At 70.4% G+C, this 24,474-nt stretch carries 25 protein-coding genes; 10 read left to right on the forward strand and 15 right to left on the reverse strand.

The features are described from left to right. Nucleotides 1–515: 515 nt before the first annotated feature. Entirely contained in the window at nt 516–1,151 is a 636-nt protein-coding gene (locus ACOZ38_RS36410) for a hypothetical protein (RefSeq protein WP_424535528.1), read from the reverse strand. 929 nt (nt 1,152–2,080) lie between these two features. Between ACOZ38_RS36410 and ACOZ38_RS36415 the strand changes: the two genes are divergently transcribed. Continuing rightward, nucleotides 2,081–2,362 (forward strand): FmdB family zinc ribbon protein, encoded by a 282-nt coding sequence (locus ACOZ38_RS36415; RefSeq protein WP_424535529.1) that lies wholly within the window; start codon nt 2,081–2,083, stop codon nt 2,360–2,362. Nucleotides 2,363–2,389: 27 nt separating this feature from the next. Then, nucleotides 2,390–3,646 carry a formamidase gene (gene fmdA, locus ACOZ38_RS36420; protein WP_424535530.1) on the forward strand — a complete coding sequence of 419 codons (1,257 nt, stop codon included), beginning with the start codon at nt 2,390–2,392 and terminating at the stop codon, nt 3,644–3,646. On the opposite strand, the gene ACOZ38_RS36425 is transcribed toward fmdA, so the two are convergent. Further along, nucleotides 3,544–4,218: an ABC transporter permease subunit gene (locus ACOZ38_RS36425; protein ID WP_424535531.1), complete on the reverse strand. Its 675-nt coding sequence runs from the start codon at nt 4,216–4,218 to the stop codon at nt 3,544–3,546. The genes fmdA and ACOZ38_RS36425 overlap by 103 nt on opposite strands. Nucleotides 4,219–4,791: 573 nt before the next feature. Next, complete coding sequence (locus ACOZ38_RS36430; protein ID WP_424535532.1) at nt 4,792–5,097, reverse strand: hypothetical protein; 306 nt, start codon at nt 5,095–5,097, stop codon at nt 4,792–4,794. A 145-nt stretch (nt 5,098–5,242) separates the two neighbouring features. Here ACOZ38_RS36430 and ACOZ38_RS36435 point away from each other — a divergent pair, with 145 nt between their 5' ends. Continuing rightward, a complete protein-coding gene (locus ACOZ38_RS36435) occupies nt 5,243–5,680 on the forward strand; it encodes an immunity 51 family protein (RefSeq protein WP_424535533.1) in 438 nt (145 codons plus the stop codon). 139 nt (nt 5,681–5,819) lie between these two features. Here ACOZ38_RS36435 and ACOZ38_RS36440 read toward each other — a convergent pair whose 3' ends face one another. The 6 genes from ACOZ38_RS36440 to ACOZ38_RS36465 all read right to left on the reverse strand — a co-directional run bounded on the left by ACOZ38_RS36440 (nt 5,820) and on the right by ACOZ38_RS36465 (nt 11,173). Then, complete coding sequence (locus ACOZ38_RS36440) at nt 5,820–6,389, reverse strand: NAD(P)-dependent alcohol dehydrogenase (protein ID WP_424535534.1); 570 nt, start codon at nt 6,387–6,389, stop codon at nt 5,820–5,822. 222 nt (nt 6,390–6,611) lie between these two features. Then, nucleotides 6,612–7,451: an SMP-30/gluconolactonase/LRE family protein gene (locus ACOZ38_RS36445; protein WP_424535535.1), complete on the reverse strand. Its 840-nt coding sequence runs from the start codon at nt 7,449–7,451 to the stop codon at nt 6,612–6,614. Between the two features lie 377 nt (nt 7,452–7,828). Further along, nucleotides 7,829–8,371 carry an N-acetyltransferase family protein gene (locus tag ACOZ38_RS36450; protein WP_424535536.1) on the reverse strand — a complete coding sequence of 181 codons (543 nt, stop codon included), beginning with the start codon at nt 8,369–8,371 and terminating at the stop codon, nt 7,829–7,831. A 232-nt stretch (nt 8,372–8,603) separates the two neighbouring features. Continuing rightward, nucleotides 8,604–9,920: a glycosyltransferase gene (locus ACOZ38_RS36455; protein ID WP_424535537.1), complete on the reverse strand. Its 1,317-nt coding sequence runs from the start codon at nt 9,918–9,920 to the stop codon at nt 8,604–8,606. After that, nucleotides 9,913–10,515: a TetR/AcrR family transcriptional regulator gene (locus ACOZ38_RS36460; protein ID WP_424535538.1), complete on the reverse strand. Its 603-nt coding sequence runs from the start codon at nt 10,513–10,515 to the stop codon at nt 9,913–9,915. Before ACOZ38_RS36460 ends, ACOZ38_RS36455 begins: the two co-directional genes overlap by 8 nt. Nucleotides 10,516–10,591: 76 nt before the next feature. Next, nucleotides 10,592–11,173, reverse strand: a complete 582-nt coding sequence (locus tag ACOZ38_RS36465; RefSeq protein WP_424535539.1) for a DUF1707 SHOCT-like domain-containing protein — start codon at nt 11,171–11,173, stop codon at nt 10,592–10,594. On the opposite strand from ACOZ38_RS36465, the gene ACOZ38_RS36470 reads away from it, so the two are divergent. After that, nucleotides 11,110–11,964 carry a DUF4276 family protein gene (locus tag ACOZ38_RS36470; protein WP_424535540.1) on the forward strand — a complete coding sequence of 285 codons (855 nt, stop codon included), beginning with the start codon at nt 11,110–11,112 and terminating at the stop codon, nt 11,962–11,964. The genes ACOZ38_RS36465 and ACOZ38_RS36470 overlap by 64 nt on opposite strands. A 174-nt stretch (nt 11,965–12,138) precedes the next feature. Here the strand turns inward: ACOZ38_RS36470 and ACOZ38_RS36475 are convergent, their stop codons facing one another. From ACOZ38_RS36475 to ACOZ38_RS36495, 5 genes are all read right to left on the reverse strand, one after another. Beyond that, entirely contained in the window at nt 12,139–13,392 is a 1,254-nt protein-coding gene (locus tag ACOZ38_RS36475; protein WP_424535541.1) for a TIGR02679 family protein, read from the reverse strand. Continuing rightward, on the reverse strand, nt 13,389–17,486 hold the full coding sequence (locus ACOZ38_RS36480) for a TIGR02680 family protein (protein WP_424535542.1): 4,098 nt from the start codon (nt 17,484–17,486) through the stop codon (nt 13,389–13,391). Before ACOZ38_RS36480 ends, ACOZ38_RS36475 begins: the two co-directional genes overlap by 4 nt. Further along, nucleotides 17,486–18,637, reverse strand: a complete 1,152-nt coding sequence (locus ACOZ38_RS36485; RefSeq protein ID WP_424535543.1) for a TIGR02678 family protein — start codon at nt 18,635–18,637, stop codon at nt 17,486–17,488. The genes ACOZ38_RS36480 and ACOZ38_RS36485 overlap by 1 nt, the downstream gene beginning before the upstream one ends. Continuing rightward, on the reverse strand, nt 18,634–20,166 hold the full coding sequence (locus ACOZ38_RS36490) for a TIGR02677 family protein (RefSeq protein ID WP_424535544.1): 1,533 nt from the start codon (nt 20,164–20,166) through the stop codon (nt 18,634–18,636). Before ACOZ38_RS36490 ends, ACOZ38_RS36485 begins: the two co-directional genes overlap by 4 nt. Nucleotides 20,167–20,379: 213 nt before the next feature. After that, nucleotides 20,380–20,532 carry a hypothetical protein gene (locus tag ACOZ38_RS36495; RefSeq protein ID WP_424535545.1) on the reverse strand — a complete coding sequence of 51 codons (153 nt, stop codon included), beginning with the start codon at nt 20,530–20,532 and terminating at the stop codon, nt 20,380–20,382. A gap of 57 nt (nt 20,533–20,589) precedes the next feature. Here ACOZ38_RS36495 and ACOZ38_RS36500 point away from each other — a divergent pair, with 57 nt between their 5' ends. From ACOZ38_RS36500 to ACOZ38_RS36525, 6 genes are all read left to right on the forward strand, one after another. After that, on the forward strand, nt 20,590–20,901 hold the full coding sequence (locus tag ACOZ38_RS36500; protein WP_424535546.1) for a hypothetical protein: 312 nt from the start codon (nt 20,590–20,592) through the stop codon (nt 20,899–20,901). Nucleotides 20,902–20,905: 4 nt separating this feature from the next. Then, entirely contained in the window at nt 20,906–21,784 is an 879-nt protein-coding gene (locus tag ACOZ38_RS36505; protein WP_424535547.1) for a hypothetical protein, read from the forward strand. Nucleotides 21,785–22,086: 302 nt separating this feature from the next. Beyond that, nucleotides 22,087–22,881: a hypothetical protein gene (locus tag ACOZ38_RS36510; RefSeq protein WP_424535548.1), complete on the forward strand. Its 795-nt coding sequence runs from the start codon at nt 22,087–22,089 to the stop codon at nt 22,879–22,881. A gap of 46 nt (nt 22,882–22,927) precedes the next feature. Beyond that, entirely contained in the window at nt 22,928–23,110 is a 183-nt protein-coding gene (locus ACOZ38_RS36515) for a hypothetical protein (protein WP_424535549.1), read from the forward strand. Next, a complete protein-coding gene (locus ACOZ38_RS36520) occupies nt 23,085–23,426 on the forward strand; it encodes a hypothetical protein (protein ID WP_424535550.1) in 342 nt (113 codons plus the stop codon). Before ACOZ38_RS36515 ends, ACOZ38_RS36520 begins: the two co-directional genes overlap by 26 nt. Next, on the forward strand, nt 23,423–23,977 hold the full coding sequence (locus ACOZ38_RS36525) for a signal peptidase II (RefSeq protein WP_424535551.1): 555 nt from the start codon (nt 23,423–23,425) through the stop codon (nt 23,975–23,977). Before ACOZ38_RS36520 ends, ACOZ38_RS36525 begins: the two co-directional genes overlap by 4 nt. Before the next feature lie 5 nt (nt 23,978–23,982). Here the strand turns inward: ACOZ38_RS36525 and ACOZ38_RS36530 are convergent, their stop codons facing one another. Then, complete coding sequence (locus ACOZ38_RS36530; protein ID WP_424535552.1) at nt 23,983–24,282, reverse strand: NUDIX domain-containing protein; 300 nt, start codon at nt 24,280–24,282, stop codon at nt 23,983–23,985. Nucleotides 24,283–24,474: the final 192 nt, after the last annotated feature.

Consider the following 24,474-nt stretch of genomic DNA (forward strand, 5'->3'; position numbering starts at 1 on the left):
AGACCGGATGGAGGGCGGGGCCGGCGCCAACCCCGCCCCTCGTCGAGGGTGGAACCGTCTTTCTGGTAGAAAGACGCACGATCATGAACACCGGATCACACCGTTTCCTGAACGTGACCGAACCCGACTGAACCAAGTGCGGAATGGCACCATGCCAGCGCGCTGAACCGCGGCGGAGCTACCGGAGTCAAACACATTGTAACTTTGATGCACAATCCATATAACGAGGTCAGCGGCATAGCGCGGGCCAGAACGTCGGTCCGCTGCGAAGCCACCGGCATCTACATAGGGCCGTTGCGTCGCGTCCCCCTCACGATCGCCCTGCGGTGGTTGGGCGCCGTACGGGGCTGGGGGCGATCGACGGTCCGGGCCTCGTTCCTCGGCCCGGCCCACCGGGTGTCGGGGCTGGGCGCCGTTGCGGGATATGCGCGGGATGACGCCGACGGCCGGGCGGTAGCCGAAGGGTTGCGGTGCAGGTCGGGAGGGGGTTGAGGGTTGTGGTCGGCATTCCACTTCTAATCCGACGGTCGCAGGTTCGAATCCTGCAGGGCGCGCTTACCTCGATGCTGTGACCTGCGGCTTTTCGGGGGGGTCGAAACCGGCATCCCCTCAGACGGCGCTGGGGAGACCGAGGGAGGACCGCCAGTTTCGGACGGCTCCCCCACGCGAACCCTTCGCGGCATCAGAGCGGCGCTCGCCTCGGCTGCCGCCCGGGCCAGTTCCGGGCTCGTATAAGTGTCCGATGTGATCGCCTGGTTGGAGTGCCGCATTATCGCGCTCGTGGTCTTCATGTCGTTCCCCGCGGCCAGATACAGCGTCACGGCGCCGTGCCGCAGATCAGGCAGACGAGTCAGCGGCAGCCCTGCCGCGAAAGCCAGTCGCTTGAAATGCTCCGACACCCAATCCGGCTTCAGCTCGCTGCCATCCTCCCGGGTGAAGATCCGCCCCGACTCCTGCCATGCCCCGGCTGCCGCCAGCCGCTCCTCTCGCTGCCGCCGGCGGTGAGCCCGTATCACAGCCAGCGTCCCGGAGTCTCGAGCCACAGGCGCGTCACTGCCCTCGGCTTTTGGACGTCCCTCCTGCACCTTCCAGTCCACGATCGTGAGCTGCCTGGCCACCGTCAGCACCGCGTCGTCGAAGTCGAGATCCACCCACCGAGCTCCGAGGCCTCCCAACGACGCAGTCCGCGGAAGGCGATCAGGTGATAGAGCGCGTAGAGCCGATCGGAGGCCGCGTAGTCGAGGAAGGCCCCGTGCTGGGCAGGCGTCCATACCATCACGCGCGACGGCCGCAGGATCGGCTCGAACCGCCGCGAGTCGCGCCGGAAACGCCTTCTCGAAAGCCGTGCAGCGCGCCTCTGGTCCACACGACCCCCTTCGGACGGGGAGCCGACTCAAGCGTCGCCAGCGCCGCGGCGTTGAAGCTGACGAGGTGTTCGCGCTGCGCCTCCGCCAGTACGGTGCGGATCGTCGCCTTGATCCTCTGCCGTCGCCGGACCGGTCGGCCTGCGCCATCGCGCCGCTTTGCGCGCCCCCAAGTGCCCCACCTAGGACGTCATGCAAGCGCTCGGGCTCCCCATGCCCGCCCTCTGGCCCGACCACCTGCGCACCCCGCCTTCCCAGCGGCACCGCGCAGATCGCTGGATGCCCCGCGGCGACGACCGAGTGGCCGAATACCTCTACCAGGACGAGCAGGGAACCATCCTGTACGGCGTCGCCCGATGCCACCGCAAAGGCAACGGCTGCCAGGGCTTCCGCCAGTGGAGACCCGACCCGACCAAACGCTCCGGCAGGCGCTGGAGCTTGTACACGACGACGGCACGATGGCCGTGCGCCGTCCCTTACCGCCTGCCGCTCCCGACCAATGCACATACGGGATGTACGTTGCATGGGTTTGCCTAGGGATTTAGCGATTTACCTTACTCCGCGAACAAGCTTGGCGGAAGTGAGATCGATTGCAGCTCATTCACACGTTAAGTTGCATCTGTATCCGGCTCTGAGGCTGTTTCCCCAGATCGCGTCGATAGAGACGTCGTGACCTGGGGAAGCATTTTGTTCAACTCGCACGAAGGGAACTTTCTATGGCGATATATGGCTATCGCTGTCCGCATTGTTCCGACATCGAGGTCACTTTTCCGATCGGCACCGCACCCGCTGCGGTGCCGTGCCCGGACTGCGGAGCGACCTCGATTCGGGTGTTCTCGACGCCGATGCTGGCGCGCACTCCGGCTGCCATGTCGGCTCAGTTGCAGCGCGCGGAGCGCAGCGCCTCCGAGCCCGAAGTCGTCACGTCCCTGCCGCCGCGCCGCGCCGCGGGCGCAGTGGCCATCCATCCCGCCACCAGTCGCCTGCCGCTCCCGTGACCGTCCCTGCGCCGAAAGGATCCAGCCGTGCCAGAGCTGATCTTCCCGCTCGACTCGACCAAGAAGTTCACCGACCAGGCCAAGATCGGTCACAACCGATGGCACCCCGAGATCCCGCCGGTGGCACGGGTCAAGCCGGGCGACAGCTTCCGGGCCCACTGCCGGGAGTGGTTCGATGGCGCGATCCGCAACGACGACTCCGCCGAGGATATCCGTGACGCCCCGCTGACGAAGGTGCACGCGCTAAGCGGCCCGTTCGCGGTGGAGGGGGCCGAGCCGGGCGACTTGCTGATCGTGGACATCCTCGATGTGGGACCCATCCCTCAGGAGGACGGCGGCCCCCTGGCCGGCCAGGGCTGGGGTTACACCGGAATCTTCGCCACCAAGAACGGCGGCTCGTTTCTCACCGAACAGTTCCCCGACGCCTACAAGGCGATATGGGACTTCTTTGGTCAAGAAGCCACATCGCGCCACGTCCCGGCGGTGTCGTTCACCGGCATCACCCACATCGGGCTCATGGGCACCGCGCCGTCGGCGGAGTTGCTGGCGAAATGGAACGAGCGGGAGGGCGCGCTGATCGCCACGGACCCAGAGAGAGTGCCGTCGCTGGCCTTGCCCCCAGAGCCGCAGAACGCCATCCTCGGGTCGGTGCCCTCGTCTCAATTCGACAGGATCGCCGGCGAAGCTGCCCGTACCGCGCCACCCCGGGAGAACGGCGGCAACCAGGACATCAAGAACCTCACCAAGGGCTCCCGCGTCTTCTATCCGGTGTTCGTCTCCGGGGCGAACCTGTCGGTCGGCGACCTGCACTTCTCACAGGGCGACGGCGAGATCACCTTCTGCGGCGCCATCGAGATGGGCGGCTTCGTCGACTTGCACGTCGACCTCATCAAGGGCGGCATGCAGATGTACCGCGTCGGCGAAAACACCATCTTCATGCCGGGCCGCGCCGCCCCCCAGTACAGCGAGTGGCTCGCGTTCTCCGGGATTTCCGTCACGCTGGACGGCGAGCAGCGCTACCTCGACTCGCAGCTGGCCTACCAGCGGGCCTGCCTGCACGCGATCGACTACCTGACGACGTTCGGCTACAGCCTCGAGCAGGCATACCTGTTGCTCGGCGCCGCGCCGATCGAGGGTCGGCTGTCGGGAGTGGTGGATATCCCCAACTCCTGCGCCACCGTCTACCTGCCAACCGCGATCTTCGACTTCGACATCCGTCCCAGTGCGTCCGGCCCAGTCCGCGTGCCAGAGGGCACCAGCGCACCGCACGCCAGCTTCGGCTGAACCGCTGACCGGCTTTCGACTGGATGCCGCCGACGGCCGCCGACGAGCGCCGCGAGTAGGGCCGCCCGAGAGGACGCTTTCTCAGCCGCCGCTTGCGGCCGCCGCATGGTGTTCAGCTGGTCCAATCCGACCGCGACGAAGATGAGCACGCCAATGGCGATCTGAAGGTAGAAGGTGTTGATCGCCAGGAGGTTGCCGCCGTTGTTGAGCACGCCCATGATCAGCGCTCCGGTCGCCGGGCCGATCGCGCTGCCCTTCGCGCCGAAGAGACCGGCGCCGCCGATGACGCAGGCGGCGATCGCGCTGAGCTCGAAGCCGGTGCCCGCAGTGGGGATGTCCGCTCCAAGGCGGGAGGTGAGCAGCACCCCGCCAAGACCGGCGAGCAGGCCCGAGATCATGTATACCGAGATCGTCACCGTGCGGACGGGGACGCCCGCGAGGCGGGCCGACTCCGGGTTCAAGCCGACGGCGTAGATATATGGTGCCGACGTCGCCGGTGTCGAGGCGGGTGGCGTCCCAGTCCCTGCCGCCCGCGTCGTGCTGTTCGGCGATCCACACCGCCTCGCCGCCATCGCGGCCGAGATACTGCTGACTCAGCCCGCCGATGATGGTAGCCGAATCCGCCTCGTCACTATCGGGGACGGTCAGACGCGCCACAGCAACATTGTCTTCGTCATCGACCCTCTCCGCGTTCAGAACCCGCGACGTCGTGGTCGAGTACGAGATTCCTGATCTAGTCTCCCTGTCCCGCTGCGGGGACGCCACGCAGGCGTGAAAATGGGGCCGGGTTGCCCGCCGACGCCGGTGCTTCGCCTGGGACATGAGCCCGTGATCTAGTCGCGCCGGGGCCCCGACCTGGAAGGGTCACGCACTGGTCGGCGCCGGGGTACCGGCGAGCACGCCCTGTCAGGTGAAGCCGAGGTCATCACCTGCGGCGCACAGATCATGGTGACCGACTGGCCCATCATGGTGTCGAGAGGCTTCCTCTGGCTGTCGATGCACTTGGCGTAGACGCGAAGCAGGACATCCACGCTGTGCCCTGCCCGTTCGGCCACGTCCGGTGCCGGGACCCCGGAGTTGAGCCACAGCGAGACCGCCGCGTGCCGCAGGTCGTACGGCCGCCAGCGAGGGGCGAGGCGACCTGATCAGGAGTCAACGCATACATCGCCGTACGGCGACATCTCATCGGCGGACATGCCGTAGGGCGTGCCGTTGGAGGTGTGGCCTTCCACAAAGAACAACCTGCCGTCCAGCGTGATCCACCCGTCATCGGCGTCGCCGGCACCACGCTCCGCGCGGCGGCGCGGGACAGATACCGGGCGATGCGCCCACCGGCGAGCGGACGCGGGCAAAGCGACTCCGAGGGCGGTGAGGTCCTCATGGGCGGTGTAGCGATCGACGCCATACCGCTTGGCGTAGGTCTTGAAACCGTCGCGCCGGTACGGATCCATTCCTGCGCCGAGGCGCGGCGTTGTCGCTGCCGCATGCGGTGACGTCGTGGTTGCATACGCGAACGCTATACGGGCGACCGTCGGCCATTGCGTGGGTGAACCGTACGGCCAGGGCCGTTTCAACCTAAGGTGCCGCCCACGGGATGTGACAGGTGAACACGGCTGCCCGCACCGCGCGACAGAAGAGTGCGTCGCCGACGAGCGTGCCTTGCACCTCGGGATCGAAAACTGGCAGCATGCGCGGATGCATCCGTTGAGGCTGATCGAGTCGACCCCGGGAAACTACGCGCTGTTGCTCGACGCGGGAACCACGCAGGTAGACAACGTGATCGAGGAGCTCGGCCACGAGCCGAACGGATATTTCTGGGAAGGCGTCGCGCAAGTGCTCGTCAGCACCGAGGCCCCTGCCCTGGAAGGCCGGTTCTCATACGATCCCGAAGGCGGCATGTTCTGCGCGTACGGAAGGGACCGAAGCGCGCTGGAGGAGCTGGCCACCCGAATGGCGGCCATCGCGACAGACGCCGACCGCATGCGGCGGCTCGTTGCGGCCGCCGAGGCGGACGGTTTCGAGTTCGACGACTGACTCGCCCGCTGCAGAGCAGCGGACGGCAGGCACAAGACCAGCCTCATCGAGCGTGCCAGCGTAGGACCGTGTCCGGGCGGACGAGGGGCCGGAGCCCGTGCAGGACTGCCGGGCCGGGCTGGTCCGGGCTAGAAGGTGATCACCACTTTTCGGGGGCGTGGCCCTTCTCCAGGTACGTGATTGCCTTGGGGATTTCTTCGAAGGGGTAGTGACGGTCGATCACCGGGATTACCTGTTTGTCGTTCAGGAATGTGCTCAACGTCTGCAGGTTCTGTTTGGGGCTGGGGCACTTGAGGGCGTCTGCCACCGATATCCGCTGGCCGACGAAGCGGGATACCGCCAGGGCGGAGAGCACATGGCCCATGGGTTGTATCCAGCGACCGGGCGGGCCGCCGACCACCACGTAGGCCCCCTTGGGGCGCAGGGTGCGGCGGGAGACGGAGACCGGTCGGCTTCCGGCGATGTCCAGGAACAGGTCGTGGCGCTGGGTCTCGCGGGTGAAGTCCTGGGTGGTGTAGTCGATGACCTTGGTCGCGCCGAGAGAGTAGACCAGATCCACGTTCCGGGCGCTGACCTCGGTGCCGAAGACGCGGGCGAGTTGGACGGCGAACGTGCCGACCCCACCGGACGCTCCGTTGATGAGAACCCGCTGGCCGGGCCGGATATGACCGTCGTCGCGCAGGGCGAGGAGGGCGGTGTTGGCGGCCATGGGAACCGCGGCGGCCTCCTCGTACGAGAGGTTCTCCGGCTTCGGAGCGAGGTCGGATTCGCGGACGCAGACATATTCGGCAAAGCCGCCGCCGGCGAAGACGTCGTCGCCGGGGCGGAATTCTTGGCCAGACCACCGGAACAGCTGAAAGTACGCCTGATCGCTGGATGATCGGCTGACTTCGGCTGATCGGCCACGTCGCGGCGGTGGTGCCGCGAACGTCTATGGCCAGCCTGCGCCGGGTACCGTGACCTGGGTCGCGAGCACTTGTCCGGTTCCGGGTGGCACCATCTCGGGCATGCGCCATTCGGCCGCCACGATGAACAGCGTCCTGCCGTCCGGCCCCCCAAGAGTGCAGGCGAAGCATCCCCGGTCGACTTCGACGGTTTGCAGGACCTCACCGCCCTCCCGGATCCGGACGCAGCGCTTGTTGCCGACGTCGGCGTACCAGACGGCGCCCTCGGCGTCGATGCACATGCCGTCGGGGTGGTCCTCGCCGGTGTCGGCCCAGACCCGACGATTGGACAGGCCGCCGTCGGCCTCGATATCGAAGGCGGTGAGCCTGTTGCCGTAGGAGTCGGCGACGATCAGCGTCGAGTCGTCCTGCGTCACGGCCATGCCGTTGGGAAAGGCGATGTCGTCGGCCACCTGGCGTGCCGAGCCGTCGGGGCCGACGTGCACGACATATCCGGGGGCGAACGCCGCACCAGCGAGCATGTCGAACCCGATGCGGTTGATGTAGATGTTGCCGCGGCCGTCGATGGCGATCTCGTTCCAGCCGCGCCCGAGACCGCTGAGGTCGGTGTGAGTCACCAGCGAGCCATCGGGTTCCAATCGCAGCAGCAGCCCCCGCGCGGAGTCGACGATCAACAACCGCCCGTCGGCCTGCCAAGCCGTGCAGAGCGGAAGCGAGCCCACCCGGGCCACCACTTCCTGCTTACCGTCCAGGTCGAGCGCGATCACCTCATGCGCTGTCCAATCCGAAAAGTACAGGCGGCCGTCGTGCCAACGTGGCGACTCGACCAGCCCGAGACCGGTAAGCCACGTATGCACTTCCGACATCGAAGACTCCCTTCACGACGCCGCAATCGGCGGGCGTGGGTTACACCGTCATGGACGGTACGCGGCCACTACGACGGTTTCCGGGGCGTCGCCGACCATGATCGGCATGACGACCCTTCCGGTGGCCCTGCCTCCTCCTTGCTGCTTCGGCGTCCAGACCGTGCCCGCCGCAGGTCGGCAGTGGCGCGCGCTCCCCCACTCAGCTGCTTGGCTCTGAGCTGAGCCCTCTCTGATCACAGCGTGATCGCCTGTCCAGGCGGCGACGCGGTGTGCCGGGTACCCGACCTCGGGACCGGTCCCGGGCCGGCGGCGGCACCGAGCCGCCACGCCCGCCGTACGAAACGCGGTCGCCGACGCCGCGCCGACGCCAGACGTAGTCAGAGTTCGATCATCATCAGGATGTCGTCGCGATCGTCGCCGGGCCCGAAGCGGAGTGCGCCGGGCCAGCGGCCGATCTCTTTCCAGCCCAGCCGCCCATAGAAGTCTTCGAGTCCTGCTCCACCCCGGGCGGCGAGACGGAGCTGTTCCAGCGCCATCTCTTCGCGTGCGAGGCGGCACAGGCCGTGCATCAGCGCGACCCCGATGCCCCTGCCGCGGAAGCCGGTATGCGTCTGAACGTGATGAACGGTGCCCCAGTGAGCGATCAGTGGGTCGACGTTCTTGCGGACATTCAGCCAGCCGGCGAGCGTCCCGTCGACGAGGGCCAGAAGGAGCCGGCTGCGTTCGGGGTCGAGGCCGGCGATGAGCTGATCAGCCACCACCGCCACCTCGTCAAAGCCGACAGGAGGAAACGGGAAGCCGACCGCGCCCCCGGCGTTGCTCACCGCAGCCCAGCACTCGATCAGCTCCCGCCGCATCTCGGGGGGCATCTCGCGTCCGTCGGTGACCTGGAGGAACACTGGAACACCCTCATGCGTCATGGCCCCAGACTGACAGGCCCCTCCGACAGGCCCGAAAGAAGACCGCCTCCGGCGGAGGGCCTCGCCTCCGGGATGATCAAGGAGCCGAGTCCACGGTGGCTGAGGCAGCGATCGTCCCGACGCCATCGCCCAGGACAAGCCGGGCAGACCAGGACGGCGGGACCCTGGCGGTGGGACGACGGACACGGACGATCAGGCAAGGCGAGCGCCGATCACCGTCAACTGCTACGACCTACGCCGCCGGGGCGCCGTGAACACGTGACGGACCAGGACCGCCCTCGTTCCTGCCTGCCGCCTGGTCGGCGAGGGATTCGAGTTCGGTGGCTGCTTGGTCGGTGGTTGTTTCGGTGGCGATCTCGGTGGCCAGGTGTTGGGCTTGTCGGTTGTAGGACGGGTCGTTGAGGACTTGGTCGATCGTGCGGGCGATCGTGCGGGGGGAGGCGGCCTTGCTCATGGTGATGCCGGCGCCGGCGAGTTCGACGCGGCGTGCCACCTCGGCCTGGTCGCGTCCCAGCGGCACACAGACCAGGGGCACTCCGGCGGCCAGGGACTTGACGACCGTCCCGTGGCCGGCGTGCGTGATCGTCACCGCGGCGTGGCGCAGCGCCGTGCTGTGCGGTGCCGACGCGGTGACCAGGACGTTACCGGGCGCACGGACCGTCGCCGGGTCCACGGCCGGGCCGGTGGTCAGCAGCCCTCGCACCGGCAGCGTGCCGAGGGCTTGGGCGATGCGTTCCAGCAGCGTGCGCTGGTTCATGAAGGTCGAGCTCAGGCTGACCAGTGCCAGCGGTGCGTCGCCCTTGGGCAGCTCCAGTTCCCCGGCCCAGGCGGGGTCGTCGAGCCGTGGGCCGACGTGGCGCACGTATGCGGGGAAGCGCCGGCCGGGGTAGTCGAGGGCGCGGGGGGACAGTACGAGGAACCGGTCGACGCGGCCGAACGCGTCGATGACCGAGTCGACAGGCGACAGGCCGTTGGCGACGCGGGCGGCGTTGAGGGGCGGCAGTCCCTTCGCCCACGGTTTGACCATCAGCTTCATCAGGATGCGATCGCGCAGATGCCCGAGCGGGCCGGTGGCCGGCGCGAGTCCGGGACCGAACGGTGGTGCTCCCGGGGTGGGGATCGGGTAGAGGGTCGTGCCGAGCGAGGCCACGGGGACCCCGGCGGCTTCGCCGGCGGTGAGCGCGCCGAGCAGCGTGAAGTCGGCGACCAGCACGTCGGCCGGACGGGCGCGCAACTCGGCCAGGGTGTCGCGGGCGTAGTCGGCCGCGGGCCCGCAGACGATGCGGTCGCGCAGCCGGGCGAACGCGCCCAACGGCGTGCGGGTCTCGAAATCCTTGATGATGTCCTTGGCCGGGTCGGTGGTGTCGCCCTGGGGCGCCGTCGTCCAGGCGATCGGCTCCGCGCCGCTGGCGGCGACCTCGTCGTGCAGCGACCTGTCGGCCAGCACCCGGACGCCGTGGCCGCGTTCGCGCAGCGCACGGGCGACCGAGAGGGTGGGCGGCACGGCGCCGCCGCCGGACCAGGTGGCGAACAGGAAGTTCTTACTCATGGTTCTTCTTTCGCGGATCGATCGAGGTCAGTAGGTCGCGCATGGCACATTCGGCGTCCTCGCGGGACAGCCCGAGGTCGCGCCGCCACAGCTTCCACAGGTAGACGTCCGTGGCGGTGTGGTGCAGGGTCAGCGCGTGCTCGCGGGCGGGGCCGGGGGCCGGGAGGCGGTCGGCGAAGACCTGCTCCAGCCACGCCCGGTGCTGGCCTCGCGCGTGGGCGACCGCGCGGGCGATCGCGGGGACGCGGTCGGCCTGCGCGATCCAGAGCACGTTGGCGTCGCCACGGCGTTCGTAGTCGTCGAACAGAACGGTGACGATCGCCTGCACCTCACCGGTGGGCGCCTGGCGGGCGACCGCCGCTTGGCCTGCCAGCCACTCGGCGGCGGCGTCGGCGACCCCGTCCTTGCCGTCGAAGTGGTTGACGATGGTCTGCACCGAAACGCCCGCCTCGTCGGCGATGTGCTGCAGCGTGACGTCGTCGTACCACCGCTGCGTCCACAGCGCGACCGCGGCTTCGACGATGCGCGCCCGGGTGACCTCCACGGCCGCGGCACGGGCGCCCATGCGGTACGAGCGCCTGGCCTTGCTTTCCATGGAGACATGTCTATATTCAATTGAGAGGGCCGTCAAACGAAAGTTGAGGGCGCGAGCAATCTGGACAGGCACGCGCCTATGCCGAAGTCGACGCTGCTGCCGGGGGCGCGGCGTTTCTTGCGGGTGTTGCGGATGGCCAGGTGGCCGTAGGGGAGCTTGCCGGTGACGTGGACGTGCAGGCCGCCCCGGACGTGGCCGGGCCGTGGCCTTGCAGGTCACGCGGCCCCAGTCGGCGTGTACTCCGTCGGTGTTCGCACTGGCGCCGGCGGGCAGGGTGATCGTGGCGTGGCCGTAGGTGAGCCAGAGATCGATGTCGACCCGCGCGTGCGGGATGTGGGCGCGGGACAGGTCGAGCCGCACCCTGCCGTACTCGGAGTCGACCCGCAGCCGGCGCGGGACCTGCCAGTCGCCCGCCCGGGTGAGGCGCCCGCCGATGGACCACAGCCGGACCGTCTCGTCCGGGCAGGTCGGCGACGACCGGCCGCAGTTCGTGCGCGGAGGTGGCGGTGAGCGCCCGTTCGAGCCGAAGTTCCAGCTCGGTGGAGCTGAGCCGGCCGTCCGCGTAGGCCTGCTGGACGAGATCGGCCGGCGCGGATGGAACTCCGTCGCCGGGCACGTGGTGGATATGCTGCGCGGTTGCCGCGTCTTCCACTTCCACGACACCAGCACGAACGCCCTGTCAAGCAGACCGGGTACGCCGCCGACAACATCGCGCTCCACCCCGATGCGGGGAACCTGGCCGCCATCCTGCTCCGCCTGCAGCAAGCCGACACCGCCTTTTATCGGAGGATCGTGCGTACCATCCGGCAGGTCGCCCCGTTCCGTCACCCGCGAGGTCATCGAGCCTTACCTGCAGAGCACCGACCTTTCGTCACGCGATCCATCTTCACCACCAAACGCCCCGCAGGCGGCGCTTCCCACAAGGGAGGATTGTCCACATGGGGCAAGCTCGAAGCGGAGATCCATCTGCTCTTGCGCGACTCCTCCATCACCGTGCTGACGACCCTGCTGGACTACTACGGGCTGCCTGCGGACGTTCCCGGGATGGGGACACGTCCGCCCGGTTCGCCATACGACCGGGTGGCCTACGTCGAGCGTGCCATGACCGAAGCCGTCGGTGACCATCGTTTCGTGCCCCACGTGGTCCTCCACGAGATCGAGGCATGGGTGCTCCTCGGCCATGAGGCCCTCGGCGAACTCACCGGCGATGCCGCCTTGGCCCACGCCGCAAAGGCGATCGTGACCGACGCCCAGGGTGCCGAACTTGTCAACGACGGAGCCGCCACCGCCCCGTCCAAGCGGCTCCTGCGCCTCTACCCGCGCTACCGCAAGACATCCGACGGCCCACTCGTCATCGCCGAGATCGGCATCGACGCCATCAGGAAGGCCTGCCCCCACGCCGACGCCTGGTTCAAGGCAGTCAACGCTGCTCTCGCACATCAAGGGTGACCGTTTCAATTCGGCCGCGGCAACAGTCGAGGCCTCGCTGAGGCCCTGTCCGGACGCGGAGTCACTCCTCTGAATTGATCCCACATGCTCGGTGCGTGCTCGCATGTCCGACCCTGCTGGCCAACTCCGCGACACGCTGGCGTGGGTGCGTGATCTGACTGGTTCTGTCCGCGATCATGCGTGCACCGTCGGGGCGTCCGAGGCCAGGTCGGCGAGGAGGTCGGAGAGGACGAGTTCCTCCTCGACCCGTACGGCACGCCGTTCCATCGCCTGGGCCAGTTCCGGATCCCATGGGGTGGCGCAGGCCCGGCCGGTGAGCGGCGCGGAGGAGGACGCGGCTTGATAGGCGGGGGTGTCGAAGCGCCAGGGTTGGAAGCCGTGGCGGTCGTGGATGGCGGCGGCGATGGCGATGCCGCCCCAGTCGAAGTCGCCGTGGTAGGCGAACGTCGCTCCCCCGGCAGCGAGCAGGTCCAGCAGCCGCCAGGCCGCCGCCGAGGGCCGGCCGCCGACGCAGATGAGCGGCGGGCAGGCGGGGCCGAGGTCGTCGGCCGCGGCGGCGATCACGACGGGGTTCTCGCAGATCCTGACCAGGCCGGCGGTGATCGGCGTCTCGTGGCGGCGGAGCTGGCGCAGGGTGAGGACGGTCGGCTCGCCGGCGGAGGTGGCGGCCTTCAGGACGCGTCCGGTGGGGGTGTGGTCGTCGCCGGGCAGTCCCAGGCACAGGACGAGGGAGGAGACGTCGTCGAGGTGGACGCCGACCGCGGCCCACGCCGCGCGGCGGGCGTCCGCGCCGCCCTCGCTCGCGTACGGCAGGCCGGCGAGGGCGCGGGCCGCGGACAGGGCCAGGGTGGCCAGTGGGCGTCCCTCGTCGAGGGCGTGGGCGTCCCCGCAGGTTTCGGCGGCCAGGCGGCTGAGCGGCAGGCCGGGTGACGGTAGCCGGGTGATGACCTCGGTGAGCGGGTCCAGCAGCCGGCGTGCTTCCTCGGCGGTGGGTGCGAGCCTTCTGACCACTCCGGTGCGTTCCAGCCAGGAACGCCAGCCGGACAGTTCCGGCCGGTCGGCGAGGAGGGCGTCGAGGCGGGCGAACGCCTGCTGCCAGGCCGTCTCCAGGGCCGCTCGCTCCGCGGCGAGGTCGCGGATCGGGCCGCCCAGGCGGATGACGGCCTCGCGCAAGCCGTCGGGGGCGACGCCGCTGGTGCGCAGCATCTGGTCCAGGTCGGTGAGGGAGACCGACAGCGAGGTGCCGGCGCCGGCACGGCGGCCGAGCAGGGTTTCGACGGCGCGGCGCTGGGCCGGGGTGGCGGCGGCGAGGGTGACGGTGCCGGTCAGCGGCCTGCCTTGTTCCAGGCGCCGCCGCGCCCGCTCGACGAGCCACGCGGTCTCGTCCCCGCCCAGCAACCGCCGCAACCGCTCCTCGAGAGCGCTCATGTGAAGAGGCCGTCCTGGCGGATGGGCGCGTCGGGAGCGGGCGCGTCTGAGGCGGGTGGGGCGGTGATGGGGCGGGCGGTGCGGTGGCGTTCGTGGCCGTCCCAGCGCCAGGGGGTGACCAGGACGGCGTCGATGCCGTCACGGCGGGAGAGCTGGCAGATCGCCAGTCCGGGTACCTGCGGGTAGCAGCCCCATTCGCGTTCGCTGGTCATCACCACGTCCATGTCGAACGTGGCGAGCAGGCCGAGGCACTTGGCGCGGGAGTCGTCGTCGACGCCCGCGAACGCCTCGTCCAGGGCGACCAGCCGGGGTGCGTGCGGGTTGCCCGCGGACTTGTAGTGGGCCGAGGCGGCGGCGAACAGCGGCACCGAGACGGCGAGGACCCGTTCGCCGCCGGAGGCCGGGCCGGTGGCGGCGCGCCATTGCCCGTCCTGCAGGCGTTGGATGGCGAACTCGTGCCAGGCCCGGTAGTCCAGGGCTCTGGTGAGCGCCTCGGTCCAGCCGACGGCGGGGTTGTCGGCGTGTTCGCGGGCGATCCGGTCCTGGAGGAACGCGCCGACGGCGGACCGGTCGTCGAGGGACCAGGCGTCGACGGTCTGCCGGAGCTTGTCGCGGACCCGTTCGAGCCCTTCCGGGGCGTTCCTGGCGGTCTTCCAGACCAGGCGCAGGCGCATGCCGGTGGAGGTGGGGCGGGACTCCAGCTCGGAGTTCATCTCCCGTACCTCGGACTCGGCCCGGGCGATGAGTTCGTGCAGGGTGCCGGCGACCTCGTTGAGCAGGTGGTTCTCCAGGATTTCACGTTCGCGGGCCGACAGGAGCGCGGCACGCTGTCCGGTCTCTTCGGCGAGGGCCGCGGCGAGGCCGGGGACGTCTCTGCTGTGGCCCTGGAAGACCACGTCGACGATCATGATGCCGTCGCGCAGGGTGAGGCCGACACTGTGTCCGTGGCGGGCCATGGCGTCGGACAGGAGCTTGTGTTCCTCCGCGACCTTCTTCTGCACCCGGTCCCAGGGGCCGTCGGCGTCGTCGACGCTTTCTAGCTCGGCGTTGACGGTCCGGGCCAGGAGGACCGTGGGGGTGGCGGCCCATTCGGTGTCGGTGTCGGTGTCGGGCAGGTCGAGGTCGGGGAGGGCGACGTGCAGCAGGCCGGTGGCGGCGAACGCCTGGAACTCGCGTACGGCGGCGTCGCGGTCGGTGGTTGCGTCCTGGATCTGCTCGCGCAGGGTGTCGCGTTTGCCCTCGGCCTTGCCGCGTTTCTCCAGGGCGGTCTGCTCGTCGCGGCGGGCCGTGCCCTCGGCGGACGCGCGGTCGCGTAGGTCGCGGTCCACCTGGTCGAGGCGGCGGAAGAGTTCCTCGACGGCGGCGCCCGCGGTCTCGGCCAGGGCGCGGTAGGTCTCGGCGGCGGCGTCGGCCTCCGCCCGTGCCGTGCCCGCGAGTTCGGCGGCGTCGTCGAGCCGGGCGCGGGTGCGGTCGAAGTCGTCGGCGGCCTCGCCGGCCGCCTCGCGTGCGGTTCGCCGCGCCTGTTCGGCGGGCCAGAACCGGGCGAGGGCCAGCCGGTAGCCGGCCACCGCGTTCTTGACCTCGGCCAGGGCGGCGGGGTCGGCGGGCAGGCCGACGTCGCCGGCGAACTCGGTGACCCGGCCGTCGGCGGCCTCCAGGTCGCCCTGGCGTTCGAGCACCACGCGGCCGGCGCGGGTGTGCTGGGCGTCGATCTCGCGGCGGCGCTCGTGCTCGGCGGCCAGTTTGACGTGCGCCTCGCGCAGCGGCGCGTCCGCGGGCAGGGCGCGGTGTTCGGCGGCAAGCCGCCGGCGTCGTTCGGCGAGGGCGTCGAGGTCGGCGCCGAGGCGGTCGATGCGCTGGGTGACCTGGTCCAGTTCCGCGCGGAGCGCGGCCAGCCGGGCGCGGCGGGCGGCCTCGCGTGCCCCTTCGCCGATGTAGTGGGCGGCGTCCTTGCGCCACGATCCGGCCAGGACGCCGTTGGCCCACCGGCCGTCCACGGCCACCCATGTGGCACCGCCGCCGAGGCCGATGCTCGCGAGGACTACGTGGACGGCGGCGTCGGGCAGGGCGGCGGCCTGGGGGTCGGCGCGGTCGACGGCGGGGCGCAGGACGGTGGCGCACGACGGCCCCGGTCGCGGCTCGCCGGCCACGATGACGGTGTCGTCCTCGGCGAGCAGCGTGCCCGCGGGGGTGATCCAGGCGTCGAGGATGCCCGCCGCCTCCAGCGCCGCCTCCAGGCCGGCCCGGTGGTCGGGCGGCACGGCCGCGGCGAAGTCCACGACCTTCCACAGCGGGGCCCCGGGGCGGGCGACCCGGGTGTCGGCGGGGCGGGTGTGCGGGGCGGGTGGGGCGTCGTGGCCGCCGGCTTCGAGCCGGGCCATCTCGTCGGTCAGGGACGCGGCGGTCTGCCGGGCCGCGCGCAGCTCGGCCTCCAGTTCGGCGCTCAGCCGGGCGAGGGTGTCGGTGGCGTTCCTGGCGGCGTCGTCGACGGCGGTGGCGGCGGGGTTGGGGCCGTCGGCGGAGACGGCCCAGCTCTCCAGGGCGGCGAGGACGTCGTCGGGGTCGTCCAGCCGCAGTTCCGTCAGGTCGGCCAGGTAGAGTGCGTAGGCGTTGACCAGTCCGGCAGTGGCGGCTCCGGTGGCCTGCTCGGCGGTGGCGATGCGTTCGGCAGCGGCCTGCAGTTCGCCGGTGAGCCGGTCGACCTCCGCGCGGGCCGCCTCCAGCCGGGACCGGGCGTGGGCGAGGGCGTCGATGAGGCGTTGCAGTTCGCCGATCGCCTGCTCATGCCGGGCGGCGAGCGCCTCGGCCTCCCGGCGGGCCGTGGCCGGCTCCTCCGGGGCGTGCCAGTCGGTGATGGCCAGGTGGGCGGGCTCGAACGCCGCTGTGCGCGCGGAGGTGAGCACCTGCTGCCGGGCCTGGTCGAATTCGCGGGCGGCCTGGTCGGCCTTGTCCAGGGCCGTGCGCGCCCGCTGTTCGTGGCGCTGGGTTTCGGCGGCGAGGCGGTCGCGTTCCTGTTCGCAGCGTCGCGCATGGCCGGCCAGCCGACCGGCCTCCTCGCCCGTTTGCTTGAGCCGTTCCGCGTCGCGCATTTCGGGGCTCTGCTTCAGCGCCTCCCTGCGCGCCTCCAGGACGTTGCGCTGGGCGGCCAGTTCCTCCAGCAGGAGCCGGGCCGCGGCGAGTTCTTCCTCGGCCGCCGCGTGGCGGGCCTCGGCCTCGCCCAGGTCGCGGCCGAGGTGCTCGTACCGGCTGTGCGCGAGGCGCGGGACGGCGGCTTTGCGTTTGGCGGCGATCGCGGCGTACCGGCGGTAGTGGTGCAGGAAGTCGGTGGCGGCCTTGCGTGCCTCCTCCAGGCCGCGCAGCGCGTCGCGTTCCTCGTCCAGGCCGCGGAACGCGTCGGCGACGGTGGCGGTCAGCACGGGGCTGAGCGGCGGCAGCGCCTCGGTGAGGGCGCGGGACAGCAGCTTCTCGTCCGGTTTCCTCGACAGTTGCGGCTGGCGCAGTTGGATGAGCAGGTTCACCAGCGCCTCGTAGCGGTGCTCCCCCAGGCCGAACAGCGCCTCGTCCACCGCCCTGCGGTAGTCGGCGGCCCGGTCGTAGACCATGCCGTGGCCCTCGACGGCTTCGCGCAGCTTCTCCCTGGTGAGCACCACCCCGGCGGCGGACAGCAGGCGCAGCTCGGCGCCGCAGCGCTGCGGGGTGACGAAGAACCAGTGCCGGACGATGCCGCGGTCCTTGACCGCCTTCAGCCCGCAGCCGATGGTGCGGAACTCCTCGGCGCCGTCGGCGGAGCGGCGGCCGAACTCCATCCACGCGTAGCCGAGCCGTTCGGGGTGCGGGTGTTTGCCGCCCAGCAGCAGGTTCCACTCCATGCGCTTCTGCCGGTCGCCGTCGGGTTCGACCCGGTGCGGGGCCAATTCGCCGTCGAGCAGGAACGGCAGGGTCAGGGCCAGCACCTTGGACTTGCCGGTGCCGTTGTTGCCGCGCAGCAGCAGCCGGCCGTCGTGGAAGTGGAACTCCTCGACGTCGTAGTAGAACATGTCGACGAGCCCGGCGCGCAGCGGCTTCCAGCGCTCGGAGGTCGGAGACGGCAGCATCACTTTCCTTTGATGACGGGGGCGTCCACTGCGTAACGCGCGATGGCGGGGAGTCCGGCGGCCGTGTCGCCGGTGACGCGGACCAGGCGCAGCGCCGCCAGCTTGGCCAGGGCGGTGGCCAGCAGGCCGTCCTCGGCGCCCGGGTCGGTCACGCCCTTGCGCCAGAACGAGGCGTGGTCGCGGGCGGCCCGCCGGACGAACGCCCGCAGCTCGGTCATGCTCGTCTCGCCACGGGTTGCCAGGTGCTCGGCGACCAGCAGGGTGACGTGGCCGTCGGTGCGCTGCTCGGGCATGCGCACGTCGGTCAGCTCGTCGTCGGGGTCCACCATGGCGATGCCCTCGGCGCGGACCTCGGCCACCAGGCCGGTGGCCTCCTCGATGCGGCGGACGATGGCGTGCCGCTGGGAGACCAGGTAGGCGCGTTCCGCGTCGTCGAGGTCGGCGAAGTAGACCACCGGGTCGTCCAGCAGCCTGCGGGTGAGCCGGCGGCGCAGCGCCTGGTTGCGCAGGTCGTCGGTGTCGGCGACCGGTTCGGCGGTCAGTTCGGTGAGCCGGTCCTCGAACGAGGTCGCGGTGATGGTGGACGGGCCGCGGGTGCCGGTGAGCAGCGCGGCCAGCACCGGCCTGCGCACGTCGTAGAGGACGTCGCCGGTCGCGGACAGGTAGGCGTCCTCGTCGCCGGCGACCCGGCGCAGCACGCCCCAGTCGAGCAGCGTGCGCACCACAGCGACCAGGTCGGCCCGCTCGGGGCGGCTGTCGAGGGTGAAGGCGAAGTCCAGCTCGGGCTCGGCGGCGGCCGCCAGCACCTCCTCGGCCAGGCGGCCGAGCGTGGTCTGCGCGTCGGCGCGTTCCAGCACGGCCAGCGCCAGGCAGAGCAGGACGTACCGGCGCCTGCCGTACGGCTCGCCTGACTTGCCGCGCGCCGGGTGGGTGGCGTCGCGGGTGTCGGACGCGGTCTTGAACAGCCGCGCCGAACCGGAGTCGACCGTCAGCCGCCAGCCGGTCTCCCGGGTGAGCCACTCGCGCAGCTCGGTCAGGTGGCGGCGGACCGGCACCAGCGTCGCGGCGTCGTTCTCGGCGGTCAGCAGCGGCTTGGCCAGCAGGGCGCGCAGCGCGGTGCGGCGCTGGGCCTGCTCCTCCTCCGGCGTCACCGGGCCGCCATCAAATCGGTGATCTCGATCAGGTGCTCGGGGCCGGTGAACACACCGTCCTCAGTGTGGACGTGGACGGTGCCGCCGTCCGGGACGAGGGTGAGCCGTACCTCCACGGAGCCGTCGCCGGTCACCGTTTTGATCTCGGTCTCGCCGGGGCTGCGGGCCGCAAGCGCGTCGCCCAGCAGGCCGAGGAACAGCCGGAACGCGCGCGGGTCGAGCACGTCCAGCTCCGACAGCAGCACGCGGCCGTCGGTGCGCAGGGCGGCGCGGGCGGCGGCGGTCTCGGCTGCCTCCCGTTCGGCCTGCTCCAGCAGCAGCCTGCGGGCCTGGGTGCGGTCGGCGACCTTGTTGGGCTTGCCGCGACGTTCATAGGAGCCGGTGCGGCGCAGCTGGGGGGAGATCCTGATCGGCGGGGCCGCCTCCCAGGAGGTGCCGGAGCCGACCTCCCGCCATTCGTCCAGGGTGATCGGCGTCACCGTGAGATGCCGGGCGGGGGTCAGCCCGAACGCCGCCCGCCACAGCCGGTGCGCGGCCGCCTCGTCGGGTGCCTCGGCGAACCAGCGGGCCAGGGCGCGGAAGTCGGCCGACCGATCGGAACGGCCGGAGCGACGCTCGTTGAGCAGGCCCACGGCGTCGATGAGCTGCTTGATCGCGGTGATCGCCGACTGGCGCAGCAGCCGGGCCTGCGACTGGCGGGTGGCGTCGGTGGAGACGAACCAGTCGCGCAGGCCGCGCCAGCGGTTCAGCCAGGAGGCGAACGCCGCCTCTTCGGCCCTGCCGTAGGCGTCCGAGCCCTCCTCGGAGTCGGGGACGGCGTCGGCGGCCTCCCGGCACGCGGCCAGCCGCAGCAGCCTCTCGTGGTCGCGCGCCTCCAGTTGGATGAGCAGCGTGGCGATGCGCGCACCGGAGTTGGCCAGGTCGGCGATGAAACGGTTGATGTAGTCGATCAGCCGTTCCTTGTAGGCGATGAACCCCGCGACGTCGCCGTCGGAGAAGTCGATCGCGCGGCGCAGCGACGCCATGAACGCCTGCGCATTGTCGGCGAGCGAGGAGAACCGCTCGGCCAGCGACAGCAGGAGCAGATGCACCCGGGCAGGGTCGGGGTCCCGCTCGCGGGCCAGGACGGCCAGCGACTGCAACTGCTCGGCGATGTCCCCCAGCGCCACCGACTGCAGCGCGCCACGCCGCCCGATCGCCTCCTCGTAGAACGCGATCGCCTGCTCGGCGGCCTGCCCGGCCGGGGTGAGCTGGAACAGGAAGCGCTTGCGGTGGAAGTCCTCCACGGAGGTGACCCTGCCGGTGTCGGCGTCGGCCCGCAGATTGCCCCACTCCCGCAGCTTCTCCAGCGCCTGCCCGAGCGCGTCGTCGCTCTCGCGCCGCAACTCCGCCGCCACGTCCTCGGGCCGCAGATGCACGATGAACCGTTCCTTCGCCCGGGCGAAAACCCGCAGAATCTCGCGATAGAGGGCGGCGTTGGGCGCGCTCAGGTGCGCGAAAGGCTGATGCTCCTGAGACGGAAAGGCCATACCTCTAGTCTCCCGGACCAGAGCACCTGCCGCGTCCAAACGCCCCGGGCCAAGCCGCGACGGAACATAGGAGGCCCGGTACGAGGACGCATGTCACCCATCGCACTCCGCGCCGAACTGGCCGAAGCCCAACGCTGACCCGGCTCGCCCGGATGCCGCTTCCGGCACCCGGCGACGCCTATCCGCCTGAACGGCAGCGGCCGGCGAGCATGGTCACCGAAGGGTGGTGACGAGGGCCGAGTACGTCGGCCGCACCGACGCGCCCTGCGCGACGTACCGCAGCGTGTGACGTCCCACCGTGTCCGCCGCCGACGGGCCGGTGACGTCGGCGGCCGTGAGCACCTGGTACGGGTGCAAAGCGACCACCAGACGTGTCCGCGTAAGTGATTTCGGCACGCCCCATCTTGGTTACGCTTGCTCGCCATGGCCGGACTGAGCAAGGCGGAACTGGAGGCGCTGGTCGAACAGGCCACCGTCGACGCCTATGACGAGGACGAGCAGATTTCCGGCTTTCACGTCATGCTGGAGGAACACCTGGCCGTACCGTTCAAGACGATGGTCCTCGGCGTCGAGGTGACGGTCAAGAAGATCGACTTGCTTCCGGGAAGCGGGATCGTCGCGATCTGCGCGCGCGGGCCGCACCGGCAGGCGATCGGCATCCTCGACCTTCCGCTGCCCACACCACCACCCGAAGGCTCCGAATGGATCGACGCCTACCGTCACTGGGGTCCGTGACCGGATGAGTGAGTACCAGTACTACCAGTTCCTCGCGGTTGACCGTCCGCTGGACGCCGGGCAGCAGGCTGAGGTCCGGGCGCTGTCCACCCGCGCCCGGATCACCGCCACCAGCTTCACCAATGAGTACCACTGGGGTGATTTCCACGGCGACCCGAACCGGATGATGGAGCGCTACTACGACGCCCACCTGTACCTGGCCAACTGGGGCACCCATCGGGTGATGCTTCGCCTGCCCCGAACGCTCCTCGAGCTGGACGTCGCCGAGCAGTACTGCGTGGGAGACCAGGTGACGGCTTGGACTTCCGGCGAGCGCCTCATCCTCGACCTGACCAGCGAGGACGAGGAGGTTGAATGGGTAGGGGACGAGGAGGACCCGCTGTCGTCCATCGTCGGCGTACGTGCCGAACTCGCCGCTGGGGACCTGCGGCCGCTCTACCTGGCATGGCTGTCGGCCTACGGCGTGTGGGAACGCGATGAGGACGCCTTCGACTACGAGGAGGAGGACGCGCTCGAACCGCCGGTGCCGCCGGGGCTCGGCACGCTGAGTGCGCCGCAGCAGGCCCTGGCCGACTTCCTGCGTCTCGACCCCGATCTGCTCGCGGTCGCGGCCGAGGGCAGTCCGCTCCAGATCATCGTTCAGGATGATCCGCGAGAGCTGGCCGTATGGCTCACGAAACTTCCCCAGGGCGAGAAGGACGAGTTGCTGCTGCGGGTCGTCCAGGACCAGGCGGCCCAGGTACAGATGGAACTGAAGCGCCGGTTCCGCGGCGAACCCAAGATCGAGGCCGGTGAAGTTCCCAGGCGTACCGTGGCCCAACTGCTGGACGCCGCGGCGGAACGCCGTCAAAGAACGCGAACACCGCGCGGCGGCCAAGCGTGACCAGGAAGAGGCTCGCCGCGAGCGGGAGCGGGCCTGGCATTTGCCGTGCCCGACAGCATCGGCGCCTGTCGGCACGATTGTCGTGGCACAGCCAGCGCCCGAACCGGCCAGGGCTCGTCCTGGGCTACGCCGCGAGCACGCCGACCGACATCAGCGAAGGTGTGGCACCGGGCTGCTCCCCGGAGCCCTGGCAATTTAGGGCATTTATTCTCTGATCAACAGTGTGCCGCACAAGATCGACTGCTGGTCGTCGCGCGTACCATCCCCGACAAATGTCGGCGACCGTGGTTACTGTCCCGGTCATGACCAACGCGGTGCAGGCGTACGCGTACGCCGGACCCTCCACGCTCACTGCCGGGCGGCTCGCCCTGTCCACCTCCGGTGGACGTACGGCACGCGGTCTGCTGAGCCACCCCCGATTCTTCAGCGGCCTGCTGACCGAGGCCGCCCCCGCCGCCGCCGGGCTGCTGGCCGTCGCGAACGTGGCGCAGACCCGCTACGACCGACCGGCCCCGACCTTCTCCCGCGACCCGGTGGTGACCTGCAACGGCGACCGGCTCCGGTTCGAATCGTTCTCCGCCTGCGGCGGCGTCTACTCCCGTCTCGATGTGCTGGAACGCGCCCTCGACGGGGAGGTGATCGACCTCGGCACCACCAACGTCGACGTCAACGGCCCGTTGCGCGAGGCGCTGGCCCGTGTCGGCGGCACCGATCCCCTCCACCTGGGCGTCGGCCGGGACGAGTTGGCCGTCACCACATTGGACGGCGCGGTGGTGGAGAAGAAGGTGCCGCTGCCCGACCGGTGGCTGCGTGGCTTCGCCGAGATCCAGCTCGTCACCTCCGGTTTCGACCTGCGGGCAGAGCTGACCGGGCCAGAGGCGCTGCGTTTCCTGCGCACGCTGCCCCGCAGGGCCGGCTCCACCCTGTGGGCGCTGCCCTCGGGTCCCTCGCTGCGGCTGACCGCGAGCCCTGCTCCCGGCGCCGTCTGCCTGCCGGGACCGGAGCGGTTGGCGACCATGCTGGTTGACGTGGACCGGCGAGGTCCGCCGGCCGGGCCTGGCGGCGGAACATTCGCTGCCAGGCCTCTCGCGGGTTGAGTCAGCAAATGTCGGTGCGCTGACCCTCGATGCCGCCGTCGCCGGTGTGAACGGGCTGGTCTATCTCGCCGCCACCGCCCCTGTGAGCGATCTGCTCGGGCCCGGGGCGGGCCTGCTGCGCGGGATCGGCGCTTTCCTCCTGGTGTACGGCGCGGCGGTCGGCGGCCTCGCATCGATGTGCTTCCGACAGTCAGGGGGCCCGGATGGACGGCCCGAGATCCAAGGTTGAGCTCTTCGCGGCGCTCCGCCGCGACTCGCGCATAGAGAAGCTGTCGATCCATGAGCTCTCCCCCCGCCACGGAGTGCACCGGCGGCTGGTACGCGAGACCCTGTCCTCGCCGTGGCCCGCCCCGCGCAAGCCGGGACCCCAGCGCGCCTCGGTCCTGGATCCCTACAAGCACCTGATCAACGCGATCCTGCGTACGAACCTGGACGCCCCGCGCAAGCAGCGGCACACCGCCAAGCGGGTCTTCGACTTGCTTCCTCGTAGGATCGGGTGCGGAGTATCCGGGTGTGACGGATCCGCGACGGTGGAGGCGGCATGACAGATGAGGCGGGCGAGCGAACCCCGGCGCGGGCGCACGGACTGTGGCTGTGGATGGTCGCCGTCGGCTTGGCGGTCGTCGCGGCGGACCAGCTGTCAAAGCTGTGGGCCGTGTCGGCGCTCACCGACCGGGCCCCGATCACGGTGATCCCCGGCCTCATCGACTTCCGCCTGCTCTACAACCCCGGCGCCGCGTTCTCCATCGGCCGTGACTCGACCTGGGTGTTCGCCATGGCCGCCGCGAGCATAGTCGCCGGCATCCTCTACTACGGCCGCCGACTCGGCTCGCCCGCCTGGGCCCTCGGCCTGGGCCTCGCGCTCGGCGGCGCCGCCTCCCACCTCCTTGACCGCCTGTTCCGCGACCCGGGCTTCGCCCGCGGCCACGTCGTCGACTTCATCGATTACAAGGGCTTCTTCGTCGGTAACGTCGCCGACATCTTCCTCGTCGGCGCCGCAGGCCTCCTGATGGTCCTCAGCGTCCGCGGTGTCCAGTTCGACGGCACCCGCGAGACCGGCGCCGCCGACCCCCGCTCTCACCCGGGCCCGGCCTGACCCCGTCAGGCCGACTCGGGGACGCGCTCGTCGCGCAGCCGGTCGAGGCGCCACACCCGCGATCGGCTGCTAGCGGATTGAGGGAATCCCGCAGGAAGCGCGAGGGCCGGGCCGGGGATCAGCGAGGCCACCAGCCCGGTCTCCTCGATGATCTCTCGCAGTGCCGCCTCGGCGGGATTCTCATATATCTCCACGTGGCCGCCGGCAGGCAGCCATGCCTGGAGGCGATGCCACACCAACGCGACCTGTGCGACACGGTCGAAGCGGCTCAGTACGAACGCTGAAGCGGTCGCCTCTTTGAACACTCGTGTCCTCCTTGGGAACCCCGAGTCCCGTGCCCATCACCCTGGCGCACCGCGTGCATCTGTCGCCTCGGTAACCCGGGATCCCTACGCGCCGCTGGGTGTGGCGAGATCGCCGTCCACGTGGCCCCGGGCCCGAGGAGGTCCCCGGTCAACAACGCCCGTATGAGAGGGATCTCGCTCCCGCTCCTGGAG

It is taken from the genome of Sphaerisporangium viridialbum, from assembly GCF_049674955.1.
GTDB lineage: Bacteria > Actinomycetota > Actinomycetes > Streptosporangiales > Streptosporangiaceae > Sphaerisporangium > Sphaerisporangium viridialbum.